This is a genomic window from Paenarthrobacter sp. NPDC090522, from assembly GCF_044769225.1.
Taxonomy (GTDB): domain Bacteria; phylum Actinomycetota; class Actinomycetes; order Actinomycetales; family Micrococcaceae; genus Arthrobacter.
This window is the reverse complement of sequence record NZ_JBIVXL010000004.1, coordinates 32,411-48,153: the sequence shown is the minus strand read 5'-3', so window position 1 is coordinate 48,153 and position 15,743 is coordinate 32,411. Positions and strand designations below refer to the sequence as shown.

Below are 15,743 nucleotides of genomic sequence, written 5' to 3'. Positions count from 1 at the left end.
CGGCACCTGACGATTTGCTTCTACGGTTTTGAATGTGGACTTCCCTCTCAGCAGCTCAGTGATACTCGTTGTCACTGTCGCGCTCTGGATGGTGTGGGTCGCGCCCTATGTTCTACGCAAAGGGCGGCCACAGGTCCAAACGGCCACCGGGCCGGCAGAGCCATTCGAGGACGAGCCCGACGAGACGCAGCCAGGGGTGGTATTGGCATTGGCACCTCAGCAGGAGAAACCGATGGAGACCATGCACAGCACAGCACAGGCGTCGCCCCTGGAATCCCGCGTGGCTGATACGACTCCCCGGAAAACGTCCGGTACCCCGTTCACTATCCGTTACGCCCGTCTGACGTTGGCCTTGTCCGGCCTGATCCTCCTCCTGACGGCCGTGGTTTCCGGCATTGTCCGGCTGTTTGGGCAGGGCTCCATCTGGTTGCCGTTGGTGTCATTCCTCGGTGCCGTGCTCGCTGTCGTCGTTTTGCGGCAGCTTGCCTTGCGTGATCTCCGCGAACGCCGGGCACGCCGTGCTGCCGAAAAGGTATCCATTCCCACTCCCGCCCGGTACCTGCCCAAGGAACCGCCCATGGAGGCCAAGGAAACTCCTGTTTTCGATGCCGAGGCAGACGGGGAAAAGGCGAGGCTTTCCGCCGTCGAACTTCGTCAAGCGGCACTGGCCGTAGCCCTCGCCGCCGGCGACACATCTGCCGAGGCCGCACCCGAAGACGGTGGCACCCCGTGGAAGCCCGTTGAGGTTCCCAAGCCCACCTACGTTGGCGCAGCCAAGGCAAACCGGCCTGCACCGGAGCCGCTGGTCCTCCCCGAGGCCCCCAAGCCCGTCGGGAAGCCGGTCCTCAAACAGGGTGCGGAGCAGGCTGACGCCGCCACGCAGGTTCGCACTCCGGCCAAGGGTCACAGCGCCCTGAGCAATCTGGACGACGTCCTGCAGCGACGCCGGGCCTAGCCGCCCATGGCGGTGGTCTGCGTCGCTGGCGGCACCGGGCAGGTGGGCCGCGAAGTAGTGCGGCGTGCGCTGGGCCAGGGGCACACAGTCAACGTCCTCAGCCGCCACGTACCGCCCGCCGGTTCCGCGAAGCATCACGACGGCGCCACCTACTTCGCGGGCGACGTCACCACCGGCGTGGGGTTGGCGGCCGCGGTGGCGGGTGCCGACGTCGTTGTTGACTGCTTGGAAGGCCAGTTCGGAAAGGCTAAGAAGTACTTCGCCGACGGCGGTTCCCGGCTTCTGGGCGCCGCCCACCAGGCAGGCGTTCCCAAGGCGGTGGCGTTGTCCATCATCAATTGCGACAGGAGCAGTTACTCCTTCTACGTTTCCAAGGCCGCGAAGGAACGCGTCTACGCCGACTCGGCCTTGGAGACCGTGGTGGTACGGGCAACGCAGTTCCACAGCCTCGTGGAGATGGTGTTTGCCGCCGGTGCCCGAGTAGGGCTCATCCCAGTGTTCAAGGGCGCCAGGTTCCAGACGATCTCGCCTTCGGACGTCGCCCGGGCGTTGCTTGAGGAAGCACTGGCGAGGCGTTTTCCGGAGAACCACCGGATGAGGACAGTGGGTGGTCCTGAGGTGCTGAGCATGCAGGACATGGCACTGTCCTGGAAGGCGGTCACGCGATCACATGGCCGGGTAGTCGGGTTCCCGTTGCCCGGCCCCATGGGTCGCTACCTTCGTGCAGGGCTCAACCTGGCGCCAGGAGAAAAGCATGGGTCGGAGACGTTCGTGTCGTGGTTGGAAAAGCGCCGGAAAACTTTATAGCCTAAGGACACCGGCCACGCCGTACGGCATGGTCCAGGGGCTATAGCTCAGTTGGTAGAGCGCTTCGTTCGCATCGAAGAGGTCAGGAGTTCGAATCTCCTTAGCTCCACCCCTTCTCCCTTACCCTTCGCCGCAGCCTGGGCTAGCCTAGGCACCATGTCTTTCGTAAAGCACTTCGACCACGTCGGCATTACGGTTGCCGATCTCGACAAAGCCATTGCCTTCTTCGAAAGCCTGGGCCTCGCAGTCGAGGGCCGGATGCACATGGAGGGCGAGTTCGTTGACACGGTCATCGGCATACCGAACTCCCGCAGCGAAATAGCCACTTTGCGGGCTCCGGATGGCGGAACCGGCATCGAGTTGTCCAGCTTCACTCATCCCGACCACCAGCCGGGATCTCCCGCACCGATGTCCACTGAGTTGGGCCTGCGCAACGTTGCTTTCGAAGTCAATGACCTCGATGCTGCCCTGGAACGGTTGGCGGCCGATGGGTACGGCCTGGTGGGCGGCGTGGGCCAGTATGAAGACATCTGGCGGATGACGTACGTCCGCGGTCCGGAGGGGATCATCGTTGCCCTTGCCCAGCGGATCGGATAGTCCTCAAGAATGATTGTCCATCGCGGTGGCCAGGTATATCGTTTGGGCTATCGTTCAGTATCGTTCGCGATGATGTGAGGTGGGCATAATGCGTGAGTCATTTCCGGCAGGCGGCTTCATGGGGAACGGTTTCGAGGGCATGTGGCAGGCCATGGAGGACTTCCGGTCCCGATTCGAGAAACGCAGTGGGACACGGGCAGGGCGCGGCGAGCTGCGCACCGCGATCCTCACGCTCCTGGCCGAGCGTCCCATGCACGGTTACCAGATCATCCGCGAAATCGAGGAGCGCAGCGGAGGCAGTTGGAAGCCCAGCGCCGGCTCTGTTTACCCGACGCTCCAGCTCCTGGCGGATGAAGGATTCGTCAGTGCCGAGGAGTCCAACGGACGGAAGATCTATTCCCTGACCGAAGCGGGCCGGGAAGACGTGGAGCAGGCCGAGACCTCCGGTCTTTGGAGCTCCCAGGGCGAAACCCGGGGTTTCGCATCGCTGCCGAAGGCAGGCATCGACTTGGCCCAGGCAGCGGCCCAGGTGGGTCGTACCGGGACGCCCAAGCAGGTGCAGGATGCCGTGACCGTGCTTGAGGAAGCCCGCCGCCGGATCTACGCGATACTCGCCCAGGACTGAAACGGGTGGCATTGGTTCGGGGGGACCGGACGGCCCATCAGGCCCGCCCGGCGGATACCCGTGCCCGCTACCGCCGTATCCTGCGGTTTGCCGCATGGCATTTGGCCGTCACCTGGTGGTTCGAACTGTTCCTTCCCAGGTTCGGCCTGCGCAGGATCGCGGACCGGCACCGTGCAAGGAGAATGCGCCACTTCGCCCGGCGGTTCCATGACCTCGCCGTGGAGTTGGGTGGGCTGATGATCAAAGTGGGCCAGTTCATGTCCTCGCGGCTGGACGTGCTCCCACCCGAGATCACCTCGGAACTCGAAGGACTCCAGGACGAGGTTCCGCCGGTCCCTTTTCCTGCCATCAAGGAACTCGCAGAAACGGAGCTCGGCGCTCCTTTGGAAGCAGTCTTTGCGTCGATCGATGAAACGCCCATCGCGGCAGCTTCGCTGGGCCAGGCACACCGCGCCACGCTGCTCGCGCCGGACCGCGAGGAGACCGGCCTCAGCAGCGTGGTGTTCAAGGTGCAGCGTCCGGGGATCCAGGCGATTGTCGACGTCGACCTTGCCGCCTTGCGGAGGGTGGGCGGCTGGTTGAAGCGCATCCGGATCGTAGCGGAACGGGCCGACGTGCCGGCCTTGGTGAAGGAGTTCGCACAGACCAGCCTCGAAGAAATCGACTACCTGAACGAGGCCGCCAATGCTGAGCGCTTTGCCGTCGAGTTCGCAGATGACCGCAGGGTTGCCGTACCCGGGATTGTCTGGGAGCGGACGTCCCGCAGGGTCCTCACGCTGGAGGATGTCACCGCCATCAAGATCACTGACGCAGAGGCGCTGCGGGCTGCCGGGATCGAGCCCACAGCCGTCGCTCCCGTCTTTGCCTCGGTGATGTTCGAGCAGCTCTTCACCAATGGCTTCTTCCATGCGGATCCCCATCCCGGCAATATCTTCATCACCCCGGACCGTGATCCATCGGCGGAGCACCCGTGGAAACTGACGTTCATCGACTTTGGCATGATGGGCCAGGTCCCGCCGAAGACCCGCAGCGGGCTCCGGAAGTTGCTGATCGCGGCGGCCGCAAGGGATGGCCAGGGGCTCGTTGCTGCCATCAGCGACATCGGAGTGCTGGTGCCATCGGCGGATACCCGCAAGCTGGAACAGGCCATGACCCAGCTGTTCGCGCGTTTTGGCGGCATGGGGTTCGCGGAACTCCGCGAAGTGGACCCGCGGGAATTCCGTGATTTCGCGGTGGAATTCGGGGACGTGGTGCGTTCCTTGCCGTTCCAGCTACCCGAGAACTTCCTGCTGATTATCCGGGCCATGTCGCTGACGTCCGGGGTGTGCAGTTCCCTGGACGCCAGGTTCAACCTTTGGGATTCCGTGGAGCCGTACGCGGCCCGCCTGCTAAGGGATGAGCGCGGCAACGTGGTGAAGGACGCCGCTGCCCACGTGCTGGAAACCGCGGCCGTGGCCATGTCTTTGCCGAAGCGCCTGGACGGGATCATCACCAGGATCGACGAAGGATCCATCGAGGTATCCAATCCGCGGATGGAACGGCACTTGGCCCGGCTTGCCAGGACCGCCCAGCGCGCCGTGGGGGCTTTGATCTTCAGCGGCGTCCTGATCGCAGGCGCCTTGGTCCGCGCTGACGATCCGGTGCTCAGCAACGTCCTGATGGTTGCCTCGCTCCTGCCACTGCTCTATGTGCTGAGGCCCGGACGCCGTTAGGCCGGAAACCGGATTCGCGCATCGTAAACTTGCCCTTGTGACTGACACGCCTCCCCGCCCCCTCCGTGCAATGAACGTGATGAGGGGACCCGTGATCGCAGGCGTGGCACCTAAGCAGCAGTCGATCGTGGTGGAGCACGCCGCTGCCTTGGCCACCGCCGCAGGACTGCCCTTGGTGTGTGCCTTTGTGGACGTCACGGTCTACCCGGTTGATGGCACCACAGGCGGTCCCATGGCCCCGATTGATCCCGACGGTGTGGACGAAGACGCCGAGCCCATCCCCGCATCCCTGGAAGCGACCATCGCGGAGCAATTGGCCGGTTCCGGCGTTGACTGGTCGCTGGTAGCGCTGGCCGGAGAACCGGCCCACGCGTTGGCACGGCTTGCAGGCGAGATCGGCGCGTCCCTGATCGTGGTGGGCTCCAGGGAACACAAAATGGGCTCGACCATCCGGGAAATGACCGGAGGTTCGGTCGCCAGGCAGTTGCTGCACCGGCAGGATGGTCCGGTCCTGGTGGTTCCGGTCGATCCGCGGGTACCTGGCGAGCGATGACAGGGAACACCATCAAACGCCCGGCACATCTTCGGTGGGGTTTCATCGGCATTGTGGCTGCCGGCGGGGTCTTTGGCGCCTTGGCACGTTACGGGTTGGGGCTGGTCATCCCTGCACCCGGTGCGTGGCCGCTGCCCACGCTGATCATCAACCTGACGGGTGCGTTGGCGCTCGGTGCCTTGCTGGAAGGGCTCTCCCGGAGGGGGCCCGACGTCGGCAATCGCCGGGTCCTGCGCCTCGCCTTGGGAACGGGTTTCCTGGGCGCCTACACCACCTACAGCACGCTGGCCTTGGACACGGTGCACCTGATCATGGGCGGCTCTTCCAGCGGCGCGGCCTGGTATGTGGGTTTGAGCGTGGTGGGCGGGGCACTGGCGACGACGGCAGGCATTGCCTTGGGTGCGTGGCACCACCAACGAACCCGCAGGGCAGCGGACGGGCGTGCATCGTGACGGTGATTCTGCTTGCCCTGGCCGGTGGCATCGGCGCAGCGTCCAGGTTTGTCGTGGATGGCCTCATCCGGGGTAGGGTCCGGACTGCCCTCCCATGGGCCACGATTCTCATCAACGTTTCCGGTTCCCTGATGCTGGGGTTCATCGCCGGCTTGGTGATGCGTGGGCATGCCCCGGAATCGTTGCAGATGATCCTGGGCACGGGTTTCCTTGGCGGCTACACCACGTTCAGCACAGCCAGTTTGGAGACCATCCGCCTGGTGCAGGGCGGACGCATCGGACTTGCCTTCATCAACGCCCTCGGCTCCTTGGTGGCGAGTGTGGGCGCTGCGGCATTGGGCCTCTGGATGGCCTGGTTACTGCCCTGAGCGAACAGCCCGCCGGCGTCGATCCCCGACTGTAGGATCGGTGCCATGGCTAAGAAGACATTCAATGAGTTGTTGTCCGCCCAGGTCGCCAATGAGTTCGCGGCCTCCCAGCAGTACATCGCCGTGGCGGTGTACTTCGACGGCGAAGACTTGCCGCAGTTGGCACGTCACTTCTATCGCCAGTCCCTTGAAGAACGAAACCACGCCATGATGATGGTCCAGTACATGCTGGACCGCAACGTGCATGTCGAGATTCCGGGAATCGCCCCGGTCCGCAACAACTTCACCAATGCCAAGGAACCCATTGCCCTGGCGTTGGAGCAGGAGAAGGAAGTCACCAGGAACATCGAGGACATGTTCCGCGCGGCGCGTGCCGAGGGCGATGCCCTGGGTGAGCAATTCATGCTGTGGTTCCTGAAGGAACAGGTTGAGGAAGTTGCTTCCATGACCACGCTCTTGAACATCACCGAACGAGCCGAGAACCTGTTCGACATTGAGAACTATGTTGCCCGTGAGACCGTGGGCGACGGCGGACACGATGCCGGGGCTCCTTCGGCAGCCGGCGGCGCCATCTAACTGCGAACCAGAGCCAGGCGGGTCCGTCGGAAGTCAGCTTCCGGCGGGCCTGTCGTTTTCGGTGTCCGCCACGGATCGGCCCAGGAGGGAGAGTCTGCTGGCGATCCGCGCCAGGTCGACTGGCTGGACGCCGTCGGTCCCGGCCGCGTCCCAGTCGAGTGGGCCGACCCCTACCAGGAACAGGGTGATGTCCTGGTCGTACAGTACGTCCACCGCATTGCTGAACCTTTGCCAGGCGGGCGCCATGGAGGCGTCGGCGTGTGCCGGCGAAGGTACGTCGTCGATCACCCAGGCCTTGTAGGCATCGGCCAGGGCCAGGTAATCCGCCGTCGATGTCAGGCCCGCGAACAGGGACCCGAAGCTGACCCAGAGGAGGTCCGGATCTGCGTTCTTCACCACCACCGGCTGGGTGGTAGGGGTGAGGACCCGGCTCTGCGAGGCGGGTGGCGCGAACAATCCCAGTCGGCCCAGTTGATGGGCAGAGCCGGGGCAGATGATCCGTCCGGAGCTGAACGCCGGGGGAGCGGCGTCCAAGGAAGAACCGGCCACAGGGTACCGCCGGAAATCCGAGGGCCCGCTGACCACCAGCACGTCCATCATGTCTTTGATGGCTTCGATGGTGGGAAGAAAGTGATCATGCCACAGGGGATTGGGCAGCAACTCGTCAGGGGCGTAGTTGGAGGTAACCACCAGGGGCACGTGGCGTTGCGCGGCGGTGCGCAGCAGACGGGCCATGAACATCCCGTCTCCAACATCGTGGACGTGGAATTCGTCGAAGAACAGCACATCGATGTCCGCCAGCAGCGCATCCACGGACCGCTGGATGGCTGTCCCGTCGCCTGCGCCTTGCTGTCCGTGGGTACCGCGGTGCAGCGACCTGAAGAAATCGTGGAAGTGGACTCGGCGCTTCCGTGCGTGGAGTCCGCGGTAGAAGCTGTCCATGAGCCAGGTCTTGCCGCGCCCCACGGGGCCGTGAAGGTAGATGCTCCGGGGCGTCCTGGCCCGCGTGACCGTTGTGGGTAGTGCCCGACGCCGGCCGGTCACCGATGCGCCGAAAGCCGCCAACCGCTCAGCTGCTGCCCGCTGGCTCGGCTCAAGCGCGAAACCCGAGCGTCCGGCGTCGTGCTCTATTCCTGCCAGCAGGGCGGCACCGACCGCCTTGGGCCGTTGGCGATGCCAGGGGCTTGCAAGGGGTGGCGTCAAAGCCATCCCTTCCGTTTGAAGATCACGTACATCACGAGTGCCGCGCCCACCATGAGGCCGACCGCCATCGGGTAGCCGACTATCCAGTGCAGTTCGGGCATGTAGTCGAAGTTCATGCCGTAGACCCCGGCCACAAACGACGGGGCGAAGAAGATTGCGGCCCAGGAGGAGATCTTCTTGACTTGCTCGTTCTGCGCTGCGCTTGCCTCGTTCTGGCGGTTGGCAGTGAGGGTGCCATCCAACGTGAGGGCGTTCTGAAGAAGGTCGCGGAAGGAGTTGACCCGCGATATCACGTGCTTGACGTGGTCCTCGACGTCCCGCAGGGAGCGCTGGAGCTCAATATCCACGCCGTACTTTTCAAAGCCCTTTTCGAGCAGGGTCATCATCTCCGGCAGGGGATGGATGGCGCGCTGGAACTGGATCACTTCGCGGGCGAGTTCATAGATCCTTCGGGAGACCGTGGAATCTCCGCTGAAGAGCTGGTCCTCGATTTCGTCGATGTCGTTTTCCAGGCCGGCCACCACGGGAGCGTAGTCGTCCACCACCTGGTCGAGGAGCGCGTAGAGCACGGCCTCGGGACCGTGGCGCAAGAGGTCCGGGCGGTCTTCCAGCCGGTGCCGGACCCGGGCTACGCCCGCTGTTTCCGCGTGGCGGATGGTGACCACAAAATTGGGGCCGGTGAAGACGTGGAGTTCGCCGAACTCCACCGTTTCGGTTTCGTCCAGGTACCTCGCGGGCCGCAGGACGGTGAAGAGGTTGTTGTCGTACCGTTCCAGCTTGGGCCGCTGGTGGGCGGAGACGGCGTCTTCGACGGCGAGTTCGTGGAGTCCGAACTCGGTGGCGACGCCTGCCATCTCCTCTTGCGTGGGCCGGTACAACCCGATCCACGCCATGCCCCCGTGCTTGGCAAGTGTCTCGAAAGTTTGCTCCAGGCTTTCCGGAGTGGCGGTGCGTACGCCGTCTACGTAGACGGCGTTATCGATGATGGTCACGGGCAGAAGGCTACTGCATGGCTCCGATGATGGCGCCCGCGATTGCGAGTGCCACCACGTCGTGGCCCGAGTCGATCACTGTGACTGCCGTGGGCCTGCCGGCGAAGCCGTTGTGGATCACGTGGCCGCCGGCCCGGAATACCAAGGCAATGATGATCCCGAAGAAGGCGCCAGCCCAGAAAGTGTTCAGGTCCAGTGCGCTGATCAGCACGGCGAGGAGGACGCTGGTCAGGGCCGAGGCAAGCATCATGGGGACCCAGATGCCCACGCCGCCGTCAATGTTCTTGAGGTCTTCCTCTGTCTTGCCGATGGCCTGCATCCATCGTTGGCCCAGGACGGATGGCATGTACCAGACGAACCCCACAACCATGCTGGAAACGAATGCCAGCAGCACGGCCAGCCAGTTGATCTGTGAAATGTGTGAAAGCCAATCCATGCTAAAAATCCTAGGACCCTTGACCGGGGTTGGAGTGCTCCTGCCTGGTGCGTGTTGGCGTGGCCGCCATGCGCCCAATCAGTGGCTCGGTGCGGTACGGGATGTGTGTGTGGAGCGCGAGCACTGTCTCGGTCCGGATCACGCCTTTGGTCCTGAGCACCGAGCGGAGGGCTGACTGGAGGTTGTGCGTATCCGTTGCCACGACGCGGCACCAGAGATCGCCGCGGCCGGAGATCTCGTGCACTTCCAGGACCTGCGGGATCAGGCGGAGGGCGCCGATGACGCCGTCGAGCTCGCGGTGGGTGACCTCGATGGTCACGAAGGCCACCACGTCATAGCCCACCTTCTCCAGGTCGACCTCGCGGCCGGCAGCCTGCAGGACCCCTGAACGCAGCAGTCGCTTCACCCGGCTTTGCGCGGTGTTCCGGGCAATGCCCAAGGACTCACTGAGCTCGGCGATCTGGACGCGCGGGTCCTTGATGAGTTCCAGCAGGATTTTCAAGTCCAAGGGGTCAAGGCTGTTCAAATGGTCACTCCGACTCATTCTAGGGGTACATGTTTGAGTATTTCGCTCAATCCTGCCATGAATTCACTGCGTTGCGCTCAGTTGTAGGCCATTCTGTTGCCACCAATACTCAGCCATGCCAACCATCCCACAAGGACACGCCGGCACGGCACTTGATCGAAGGCACGGAAATGACTGTCTTGAGTGAACTCCGCATGCGTCCGGCCACCGCCGGGCGATGGGGATGGGATGCCAGTACGACTGCGCGGTTGGTCCTCGCGGGCGTGGTGATCTTCTCGTTGCTGGTTGGTGCCAACCTCGCAACGCCGTTGTATCCCTTGCTGCAAGCCCGGCTGGGTTTGTCTTCCCTGGACGTCACTGTGGCCTTTTCCAGCTACGTCGTCGCGTTGGTGGCCGTCCTGATCCTGGCCGGCCACTGGTCGGACCACATTGGCCGGCGGGCCGCCTTGGTCCTGGCTGTCCTGGTTGGCCTGGCCGGCGGGGCCATCTTTGCCGCAGCCGACAGCCTCCTGATGCTGTCTGCCGGCCGTGCCCTCCAAGGCGTGGCCGTGGGCTTGGCTACGGGTGCAAGTTCGGCGGCGCTGCGTGAGCTGTTGCCGCACAGGCCGGACTGGGCTTCGCGCTTCACGCTGTTGTCTTCCGCCGGTGGTGTCGCCGCTGGTCCTGTGATCGGAGGCCTGCTCTCGCTCCTGCCGGACCCTACGCGTACCCCGTACTATGTCCACTCCGGAGTGCTGCTGGCTGCGCTGGTGCCGTTGTGGCTCCTGAAGGCCCGGCCCGCCATTGCGCCGGCTCCAGGGAAGCCGGCGTTCAAGGTGCTCGCCCCGCGGCGTCCGGCGGTGTCACGGAGCGCGCGGGGTGCCTTCTGGATGGCCTCTGCCGTGGGCTTCCTGAGCTTCGCGGTCTTCGGGTTCTGCCTGTCGTTGGCACCTGGTTACTTCGCGTCCGTGGTCCATGCTGATTCCCGGCCACTGATCGGGCTTCTTGCGGGCGTGACGTTGGGGGCTTCAGCCTTGAGCCAACTGTTGGGCACCCGCGGAAAATACCAGGTCCCCGTTGCCTTGGCCGTCCTCGGCGTATCAGTGGTCCTGGTGGGTGCTGCCGCCATGTGGTCCAGCCCGGCACTGCTGGTCGTTGCCAGTATCACTGCGGGAGCCGGCCAAGGTGTGGCCTTCCGCCAGGTCTTCAACGAGGTGGCCGGCAAAGTGGAAGCGGCCCGCCATGCGCAGGTCATCAGCACGGTCTACGTCATCACGTACCTGGGAAGCGCCGTCCCGGTGATGGGGCTGGGTCTTGCCGTTGCGGCGGTGGGGCTCCAGTCCGCCGTCGTGGGTTTCACCGTCTTGTGCGGAGTGGCAGCGCTGGCGCTCGCTGGAGTCGCCTTGCGGGCTGCCCGCGCTTGAGTGGTTCCGTTCCTACTCGGGAAGCGGTCCCCGATTACCAGGGATGTGCTGGAACACCATGGTGGTTTCCGTGTGGCCCACCACTGGATCCGTGGCGAGGTTGTCCAGGAGCCAGTTCCGGAGGTCGTCCGTATTGGCGACGGCGATGTGCAGCAGATAGTCGACGGAACCCGTGGTGTGGAAGGTGGAAATCACGGCCGGCAGCTTGGGGACGCGGGCCGTGAAACGGTCGATCTGGTCGCGGTCGTGGGCGCGCAGGCGGACGGCGATCAGGGCCTGTACGGAGCGGCCGATCGCGGGCAGGCTCAGCACGGCTTCGAAGCCCTCAATGATGCCGCGTTCGGAGAGTGCCCTGGTGCGCATCAGGGCCGTGGAGGGGGCAATGCCCACCAGTTCGGCGAGTTGTTTGTTGGAGATGCGGGCGTCGTCTACCAGCGCTGCGAGGATCCGTTCGTCGATGGCATCCAGTGGCTCTGCGTTGCCCGATGCAGATCGAACATTCTTCGGGGTGGTGCTCACGGATCCTCCTGAAATAGCGGTTTCACCATCATAACGGTGAATTCCCTGCGATCTAGGCGGCCTTTGTTTTCCGGAGCCGTTTGTTGCCGAGCCGCTGCAGCGGCTCGCTGAAAACCATCAGTATCAAGGGGAGCATCCCAAGGTCCGGTGCCATGAGCGCAATGACCAGCGCAAGGAGGAACAGGGCGGCCACGATGGCCCCTCCCAGAACTCCGGAAATGGCCTCGGTCTCGTCGAAAGTGTGAAGCTCGGGATGGCGGCGCAGATACACGCGGGCAGCCAGCAACATAATGCTTGCCGCCAGCAGCGTGCCGATGTAAACGAGTGGTTGGGCCCAGTCATCGCGCATCTGGGTAGTCAATGCCGTGGCAACGGGCAGCCACACAATGGTGAACATCCACCCCACTGTCAGCCAGAGCAACCCTGAATCGACGCGCTGGACACCCCGGAAAAGCTTGTGGTGGTGTACCCAAAACACGGCGATGAGGAGGAAGCTCAGGGCGAAGCCCAGCAAGGGGTAGCGCTCTTCCTCGAACCACTGGGCCGTGGTGCCCTCATGGTCCGCTAGCTCGCCGACGCTTTCCATGAGCGGCAGGATCAGCAGCGTCAGGGCGATGGCCACCACGGCATCCGTGAATGCCTGCAGCCGTTCGGGTGAGGACAGTTCCCGGGGTCTGGTGACCTGTGCCATGCCTCCGATTGTAGGTGTTGTACGGCTGTTGTCAGCCTGTTGCGCGGGACCCGCCGTGGATCGCAGCGGTGACGGCCGCCGTCGTCAGTCCCAAGGCGATGACGCCGAGCGCCAACGTGGGCCAGCCGAAGGCCTGGAAAGCCAGTCCACCGGCCCAGCCGATCACGCTGGAACCCAGGTAGTAGGACAGGTTGTAGAGCGAAGCCGCCTGGGCCCGTCCCGTGGTGGCGATGGCACCCGTCCACCCCGATCCGACACTGTGCGCCGCGAAGAATCCGCCGGTGAAGACCACCAGGCCCGCCAGCGTGGCAGCGAGGTTTTCGAGCAGGGTGAATGCGAGGCCCGCGGACATGATGGCTATTCCGGCGAGGAGGACGTTCCGTCGTCCAAAGCGGGTGGTCAGCCCGGCCGCCCAGCGCGAGCTCACTGTCCCGGACAGGTACGCCAGGAAGATCAGGCTCACCAAGGTGGCGGGCAGGCCGAACGGTTCGGCGTGGAGCCTGAAGCCGAGGTAGTTGTACACGGCCACGAATCCTCCCATGAGCAGGAATGCCTGCAGGTAAAGGGAGAAGAGCCGAGGATTGAAGGCATGGCCGCGAAGGGTCCGCAGGGCGCCTTGGAAGCCTTGGACCGGGGCCGGCCGGAAACGGCGTTGCTTGGGGACAAGGACCAGGAACAGGATGGCGGACACTGTGGCGAGTACCGAAACGGCCAGCGCGGCGGCCCGCCATCCCCACGCCTCGCCAACAGGGCCGGCCACGAGGCGTCCCGCGAGCCCGCCCAAAGTCGTGCCGGCTACGTAGCTGCCTGCAGCCAGCGCGGTGTGGATTTTGGTGACTTCCTCATTGAGGTAGGCGATGGCAATGGCCGGAATACCGCCAAGTGCCATGCCTTCCAGGGCCCGCAAGCCCAGCAGTACAGGAACGGTGGGTGCCAGCGGAACCAGCAGGCCCAGGACGGTAGCGGCCCCGATCCCGAAGGCCATGGCCCGGACCCGACCAATCCGGTCCGCGACGAAGGACCAGGGCAGCACGGTGACCGCGAGGCCGATGGTGGCCAGGGAAATGCTGAGGGCAGCATCGGCGGCCGAGATATGCAGGTCTGCCGCCATGAGGGGGAGGACTGCCTGGGTGGAGTAGAGCTGGGCAAACGTAGCCACTCCGGCCAAGGCCAAGGCGGCAAGGACCCGTCGATAGCCGCTGGATCCTTTCGCGTGTCCGTCCCAGGTGGGGGGCGAGGCTGCTGCTGTATTCGTCACCCGGCCAGACTAGGCTTGGCGCAACTGTGTATTCCAATGCATGATTTGCTCATAACTCATGCACTATTGCATCAATGATGGTGGAGGGAACCATGGAGCCGGACCACCAGCAACTGATCCAGTTGCTGCCGCTGCTGCCTGTCTTGGCCGAGTTGGGGCGTACCGAACATATGACGGAGACCGCCGAACTCCTTGGCGTTCCGCAATCGACGGTGAGCCGTGCCGTTGCCCGGGCCAGCGCGATCGTCGGGATGGACCTGCTGGTCCGCGACGGCAGGGGAATCCGGCTGACGCCCGCAGCCAAGACGCTCCTGCCTTACATCGAAGCCGCGCTGGAGGACTTCCAAGCCGGCCTGGACAGGGTCAGGCACGAGTCGGATGTGGTGCGCGGCAAGATCGGGGTCTCGTTCCAGCACACGTTCGGCGAAGCGACGTTGCCGCTGCTCATCAGCGCGTTCCGGGCGCAGCACCCGAACGCCGTTTTTGAGCTGCGGCAAGGCCCGCGGGACGACTGCCTCCAGGAACTGGCAAGAGGCGACGCCGACTTTGCGCTCACCGCGCCCATCGCTCCGGAAGGCAAAGGCATCCGCTCCTTCGCCCTTTACCGCGAGCCATTGAGGGTGGTGCTCCATTACCGCCACCCCCTGGCCGGACGGACGAGCCTCCACCTTTCCCAGCTTCGCCATGAACCCTACGTCACTCTTCCCGAGGGCGTGGGCCTGCGGGCACTCGGCGAGGCACTGCTCCGGGAGGCCGGCTACCGGCCACGGATCGCCTTCGAAGTGCAGGAGTCCACCACCGTCCGCGGACTGGTTTCGGCCGGTTTGGGATACAGCATCCTGCCCCCTGCCGGACCCGGCTATGGCACGGGGCAGTTCCTCCCGGAGGCGGAACTGGGGCTGGTGGAGGTGCCGATCGAATCCGATCTGGCCTTCCGGCAGATCGGTTTGGCTTGGCGGGAACGGAGTTTCGAACCGGAGGCGGTGCGGCGTTTCAGGGAACTGGTGGTTAACCGGGGCGGGGAACTGTTGGCCGAACTGGTCAGAGCCCGCTCAGGAACTCCTTGACCACGGAGGAAGCCGACCCGGTACGCGCCGACCGCCAGCCCGCACCCGCCCACAGATTGACCCGGTGTGGATCGGCCGCGGCGGACGCAGCGGCCCGGATGGGTGCCGTCAAATGGTGGATGGCAGGGTAGCCCTCGGGGGCATCGTGGTGATCACGGACAAAATCGTTCACCAACGAGCGGGCCCAGCGTCCGGTAAACGCCCTGGTCATGGCTGTTTCGGTGAAGCCCGGATCGCCCAATGCGTCCTTGTGTACCTGCCTGGCCCCGCTCTCCTCGGTGCGGACCAAGGCCGTACCCACCTGGGCGGCGTCGGCCCCGGCCGCCAGGACGTCGCGCAGCAGGGCGCCGTCACTGATCGCGCCTGCCGCAATCAGCGGAAGCCCGACGGCGGCACGCACCTGGGCGAGCAGCCCCGCCGTCGTGCTTTCAGCCCGGGGTCCACCGCTGGTGAGGAAAGCCGCTGTGTGTCCGCCGGCGGTGTGGTGCTGAACCGCGATGGCGTCCGGCCCTTCTTCGGCCGCCGCCAAGGCTTCGTCAACACTCGTGACACTGGAAATCACCGTTGTTCCGGCTTTTTGCAAAGCTTTGACCACTGCCGTGCCCGGAAGCCCGAAGGCGAAACTGACGAATTCGACAGGATCCGCCAGGAGGGCGTCGATCTTTCCCTGCCATGCGTCGTCATCATCCAGGCGGAGGGGCGGCATGGTCACGCCATAGCGGGCGGCGTCGGCCTCAAGAGCGGCACGATAGTCCTCAAGCCGTGCCCTCACCTCAGCCCCGGGCGGGAGCTGGGCAGGATCCGGGATAAAAACGTTCATCCCGAAACGCAGGCCCGCACCGCGGGCGGCGGCGATTTCCGCCGTCATGGACTCGACGCTCTTGTATCCCGCAGCAAGGAAGCCCAAGCCCCCGCCATCCTGGACTGCCTTCACCAACGCAACACTGGAGGTGCCACCGGCCATGGGTGCGGCGATGAACGGGGTATGGAACAGGGACATGCG

19 protein-coding genes and 1 tRNA gene are annotated in these 15,743 nt (G+C 64.6%); 12 read left to right on the top strand and 8 right to left on the bottom strand.

Annotation, left to right across the window (positions count from 1 at the left end; all coding sequences use genetic code 11):
* Positions 1-88 precede the first annotated feature (88 nt).
* The 10 genes from ACIQT2_RS05825 (at position 89) to ACIQT2_RS05780 (ending at position 6,645) form a co-directional block, all read left to right on the top strand.
* On the top strand, positions 89-955 hold the full coding sequence (locus tag ACIQT2_RS05825; protein WP_402944978.1) for a hypothetical protein: 867 nt from the start codon (positions 89-91) through the stop codon (positions 953-955).
* A gap of 6 nt (positions 956-961) precedes the next feature.
* Positions 962-1,762: an SDR family oxidoreductase gene (locus ACIQT2_RS05820; protein WP_402944480.1), complete on the top strand. Its 801-nt coding sequence runs from the start codon at positions 962-964 to the stop codon at positions 1,760-1,762.
* A gap of 36 nt (positions 1,763-1,798) precedes the next feature.
* Positions 1,799-1,871 (top strand) — tRNA-Ala (locus ACIQT2_RS05815).
* 47 nt (positions 1,872-1,918) lie between these two features.
* Positions 1,919-2,359 carry a VOC family protein gene (locus tag ACIQT2_RS05810; RefSeq protein ID WP_402944477.1) on the top strand — a complete coding sequence of 147 codons (441 nt, stop codon included), beginning with the start codon at positions 1,919-1,921 and terminating at the stop codon, positions 2,357-2,359.
* A gap of 88 nt (positions 2,360-2,447) precedes the next feature.
* Positions 2,448-2,984 carry a PadR family transcriptional regulator gene (locus tag ACIQT2_RS05805; protein WP_402944475.1) on the top strand — a complete coding sequence of 179 codons (537 nt, stop codon included), beginning with the start codon at positions 2,448-2,450 and terminating at the stop codon, positions 2,982-2,984.
* A 5-nt stretch (positions 2,985-2,989) separates the two neighbouring features.
* Positions 2,990-4,696 (top strand): ABC1 kinase family protein, encoded by a 1,707-nt coding sequence (locus ACIQT2_RS05800; RefSeq protein ID WP_402944472.1) that lies wholly within the window; start codon positions 2,990-2,992, stop codon positions 4,694-4,696.
* A 37-nt stretch (positions 4,697-4,733) separates the two neighbouring features.
* Entirely contained in the window at positions 4,734-5,249 is a 516-nt protein-coding gene (locus ACIQT2_RS05795; protein ID WP_402944470.1) for a universal stress protein, read from the top strand.
* Positions 5,246-5,701, top strand: a complete 456-nt coding sequence (locus ACIQT2_RS05790; RefSeq protein ID WP_402944467.1) for a fluoride efflux transporter FluC — start codon at positions 5,246-5,248, stop codon at positions 5,699-5,701. The genes ACIQT2_RS05795 and ACIQT2_RS05790 overlap by 4 nt, the downstream gene beginning before the upstream one ends.
* Positions 5,698-6,069, top strand: coding sequence for a fluoride efflux transporter CrcB (gene crcB / locus ACIQT2_RS05785; RefSeq protein ID WP_402944464.1), 372 nt, complete (start codon positions 5,698-5,700; stop codon positions 6,067-6,069). The genes ACIQT2_RS05790 and crcB overlap by 4 nt, the downstream gene beginning before the upstream one ends.
* A 45-nt stretch (positions 6,070-6,114) precedes the next feature.
* The gene (locus ACIQT2_RS05780) at positions 6,115-6,645 is read left to right on the top strand and encodes a ferritin (RefSeq protein WP_397322117.1); all 531 of its coding nucleotides are present in this window, start codon (positions 6,115-6,117) and stop codon (positions 6,643-6,645) included.
* 33 nt (positions 6,646-6,678) lie between these two features.
* On the opposite strand, the gene zapE is transcribed toward ACIQT2_RS05780, so the two are convergent.
* The 4 genes from zapE to ACIQT2_RS05760 are packed head-to-tail and all read right to left on the bottom strand — an operon-like array spanning position 6,679 to position 9,820.
* Entirely contained in the window at positions 6,679-7,854 is a 1,176-nt protein-coding gene (zapE, locus tag ACIQT2_RS05775) for a cell division protein ZapE (RefSeq protein WP_402944461.1), read from the bottom strand.
* The gene (corA, locus tag ACIQT2_RS05770; RefSeq protein WP_402944459.1) at positions 7,845-8,840 is read right to left on the bottom strand and encodes a magnesium/cobalt transporter CorA; all 996 of its coding nucleotides are present in this window, start codon (positions 8,838-8,840) and stop codon (positions 7,845-7,847) included. Before corA ends, zapE begins: the two co-directional genes overlap by 10 nt.
* 10 nt (positions 8,841-8,850) lie before the next feature.
* Positions 8,851-9,276, bottom strand: a complete 426-nt coding sequence (locus ACIQT2_RS05765) for a DUF1761 domain-containing protein (protein ID WP_402944456.1) — start codon at positions 9,274-9,276, stop codon at positions 8,851-8,853.
* 10 nt (positions 9,277-9,286) lie between these two features.
* Entirely contained in the window at positions 9,287-9,820 is a 534-nt protein-coding gene (locus ACIQT2_RS05760) for an Lrp/AsnC family transcriptional regulator (RefSeq protein ID WP_402944453.1), read from the bottom strand.
* A 152-nt stretch (positions 9,821-9,972) separates the two neighbouring features.
* On the opposite strand from ACIQT2_RS05760, the gene ACIQT2_RS05755 reads away from it, so the two are divergent.
* Positions 9,973-11,205 (top strand): MFS transporter, encoded by a 1,233-nt coding sequence (locus ACIQT2_RS05755; protein ID WP_402944450.1) that lies wholly within the window; start codon positions 9,973-9,975, stop codon positions 11,203-11,205.
* Between the two features lie 12 nt (positions 11,206-11,217).
* Here the strand turns inward: ACIQT2_RS05755 and ACIQT2_RS05750 are convergent, their stop codons facing one another.
* From ACIQT2_RS05750 to ACIQT2_RS05740, 3 genes are read right to left on the bottom strand one after another with little or no spacing between them, the layout of a single operon-like run.
* Positions 11,218-11,724: an Lrp/AsnC family transcriptional regulator gene (locus tag ACIQT2_RS05750; RefSeq protein ID WP_387434933.1), complete on the bottom strand. Its 507-nt coding sequence runs from the start codon at positions 11,722-11,724 to the stop codon at positions 11,218-11,220.
* A gap of 52 nt (positions 11,725-11,776) precedes the next feature.
* On the bottom strand, positions 11,777-12,415 hold the full coding sequence (locus ACIQT2_RS05745; RefSeq protein WP_402944446.1) for a TMEM175 family protein: 639 nt from the start codon (positions 12,413-12,415) through the stop codon (positions 11,777-11,779).
* A gap of 31 nt (positions 12,416-12,446) precedes the next feature.
* Positions 12,447-13,673, bottom strand: coding sequence for an MFS transporter (locus ACIQT2_RS05740; protein WP_402944443.1), 1,227 nt, complete (start codon positions 13,671-13,673; stop codon positions 12,447-12,449).
* 92 nt (positions 13,674-13,765) lie between these two features.
* On the opposite strand from ACIQT2_RS05740, the gene ACIQT2_RS05735 reads away from it, so the two are divergent.
* Positions 13,766-14,740 carry a LysR substrate-binding domain-containing protein gene (locus ACIQT2_RS05735; protein ID WP_402944975.1) on the top strand — a complete coding sequence of 325 codons (975 nt, stop codon included), beginning with the start codon at positions 13,766-13,768 and terminating at the stop codon, positions 14,738-14,740.
* On the opposite strand, the gene ACIQT2_RS05730 is transcribed toward ACIQT2_RS05735, so the two are convergent.
* Complete coding sequence (locus ACIQT2_RS05730; protein WP_402944441.1) at positions 14,715-15,740, bottom strand: nitronate monooxygenase; 1,026 nt, start codon at positions 15,738-15,740, stop codon at positions 14,715-14,717. The two genes, ACIQT2_RS05735 and ACIQT2_RS05730, sit on opposite strands and share 26 nt — an antisense overlap.
* Positions 15,741-15,743 lie beyond the last annotated feature (3 nt).

What these genes read in the sequence shown, in the direction of transcription:
- ACIQT2_RS05780 (WP_397322117.1), top strand. Translation starts at nt 6,115, where the DNA reads ATGGCTAAGAAGACATTCAATGAGTTGTTGTCCGCCCAGGTCGCCAAT.
- ACIQT2_RS05730 (WP_402944441.1), bottom strand. Translation starts at nt 15,740, where the DNA reads ATGTCCCTGTTCCATACCCCGTTCATCGCCGCACCCATGGCCGGTGGC.
- ACIQT2_RS05790 (WP_402944467.1), top strand. Translation starts at nt 5,246, where the DNA reads ATGACAGGGAACACCATCAAACGCCCGGCACATCTTCGGTGGGGTTTC.
- ACIQT2_RS05820 (WP_402944480.1), top strand. Translation starts at nt 962, where the DNA reads ATGGCGGTGGTCTGCGTCGCTGGCGGCACCGGGCAGGTGGGCCGCGAA.
- ACIQT2_RS05825 (WP_402944978.1), top strand. Translation starts at nt 89, where the DNA reads ATGGTGTGGGTCGCGCCCTATGTTCTACGCAAAGGGCGGCCACAGGTC.
- ACIQT2_RS05745 (WP_402944446.1), bottom strand. Translation starts at nt 12,415, where the DNA reads ATGGCACAGGTCACCAGACCCCGGGAACTGTCCTCACCCGAACGGCTG.
- ACIQT2_RS05760 (WP_402944453.1), bottom strand. Translation starts at nt 9,820, where the DNA reads ATGAGTCGGAGTGACCATTTGAACAGCCTTGACCCCTTGGACTTGAAA.
- zapE (WP_402944461.1), bottom strand. Translation starts at nt 7,854, where the DNA reads ATGGCTTTGACGCCACCCCTTGCAAGCCCCTGGCATCGCCAACGGCCC.
- ACIQT2_RS05735 (WP_402944975.1), top strand. Translation starts at nt 13,766, where the DNA reads ATGGAGCCGGACCACCAGCAACTGATCCAGTTGCTGCCGCTGCTGCCT.
- ACIQT2_RS05765 (WP_402944456.1), bottom strand. Translation starts at nt 9,276, where the DNA reads ATGGATTGGCTTTCACACATTTCACAGATCAACTGGCTGGCCGTGCTG.
- ACIQT2_RS05755 (WP_402944450.1), top strand. Translation starts at nt 9,973, where the DNA reads ATGACTGTCTTGAGTGAACTCCGCATGCGTCCGGCCACCGCCGGGCGA.
- ACIQT2_RS05805 (WP_402944475.1), top strand. Translation starts at nt 2,448, where the DNA reads ATGCGTGAGTCATTTCCGGCAGGCGGCTTCATGGGGAACGGTTTCGAG.
- ACIQT2_RS05810 (WP_402944477.1), top strand. Translation starts at nt 1,919, where the DNA reads ATGTCTTTCGTAAAGCACTTCGACCACGTCGGCATTACGGTTGCCGAT.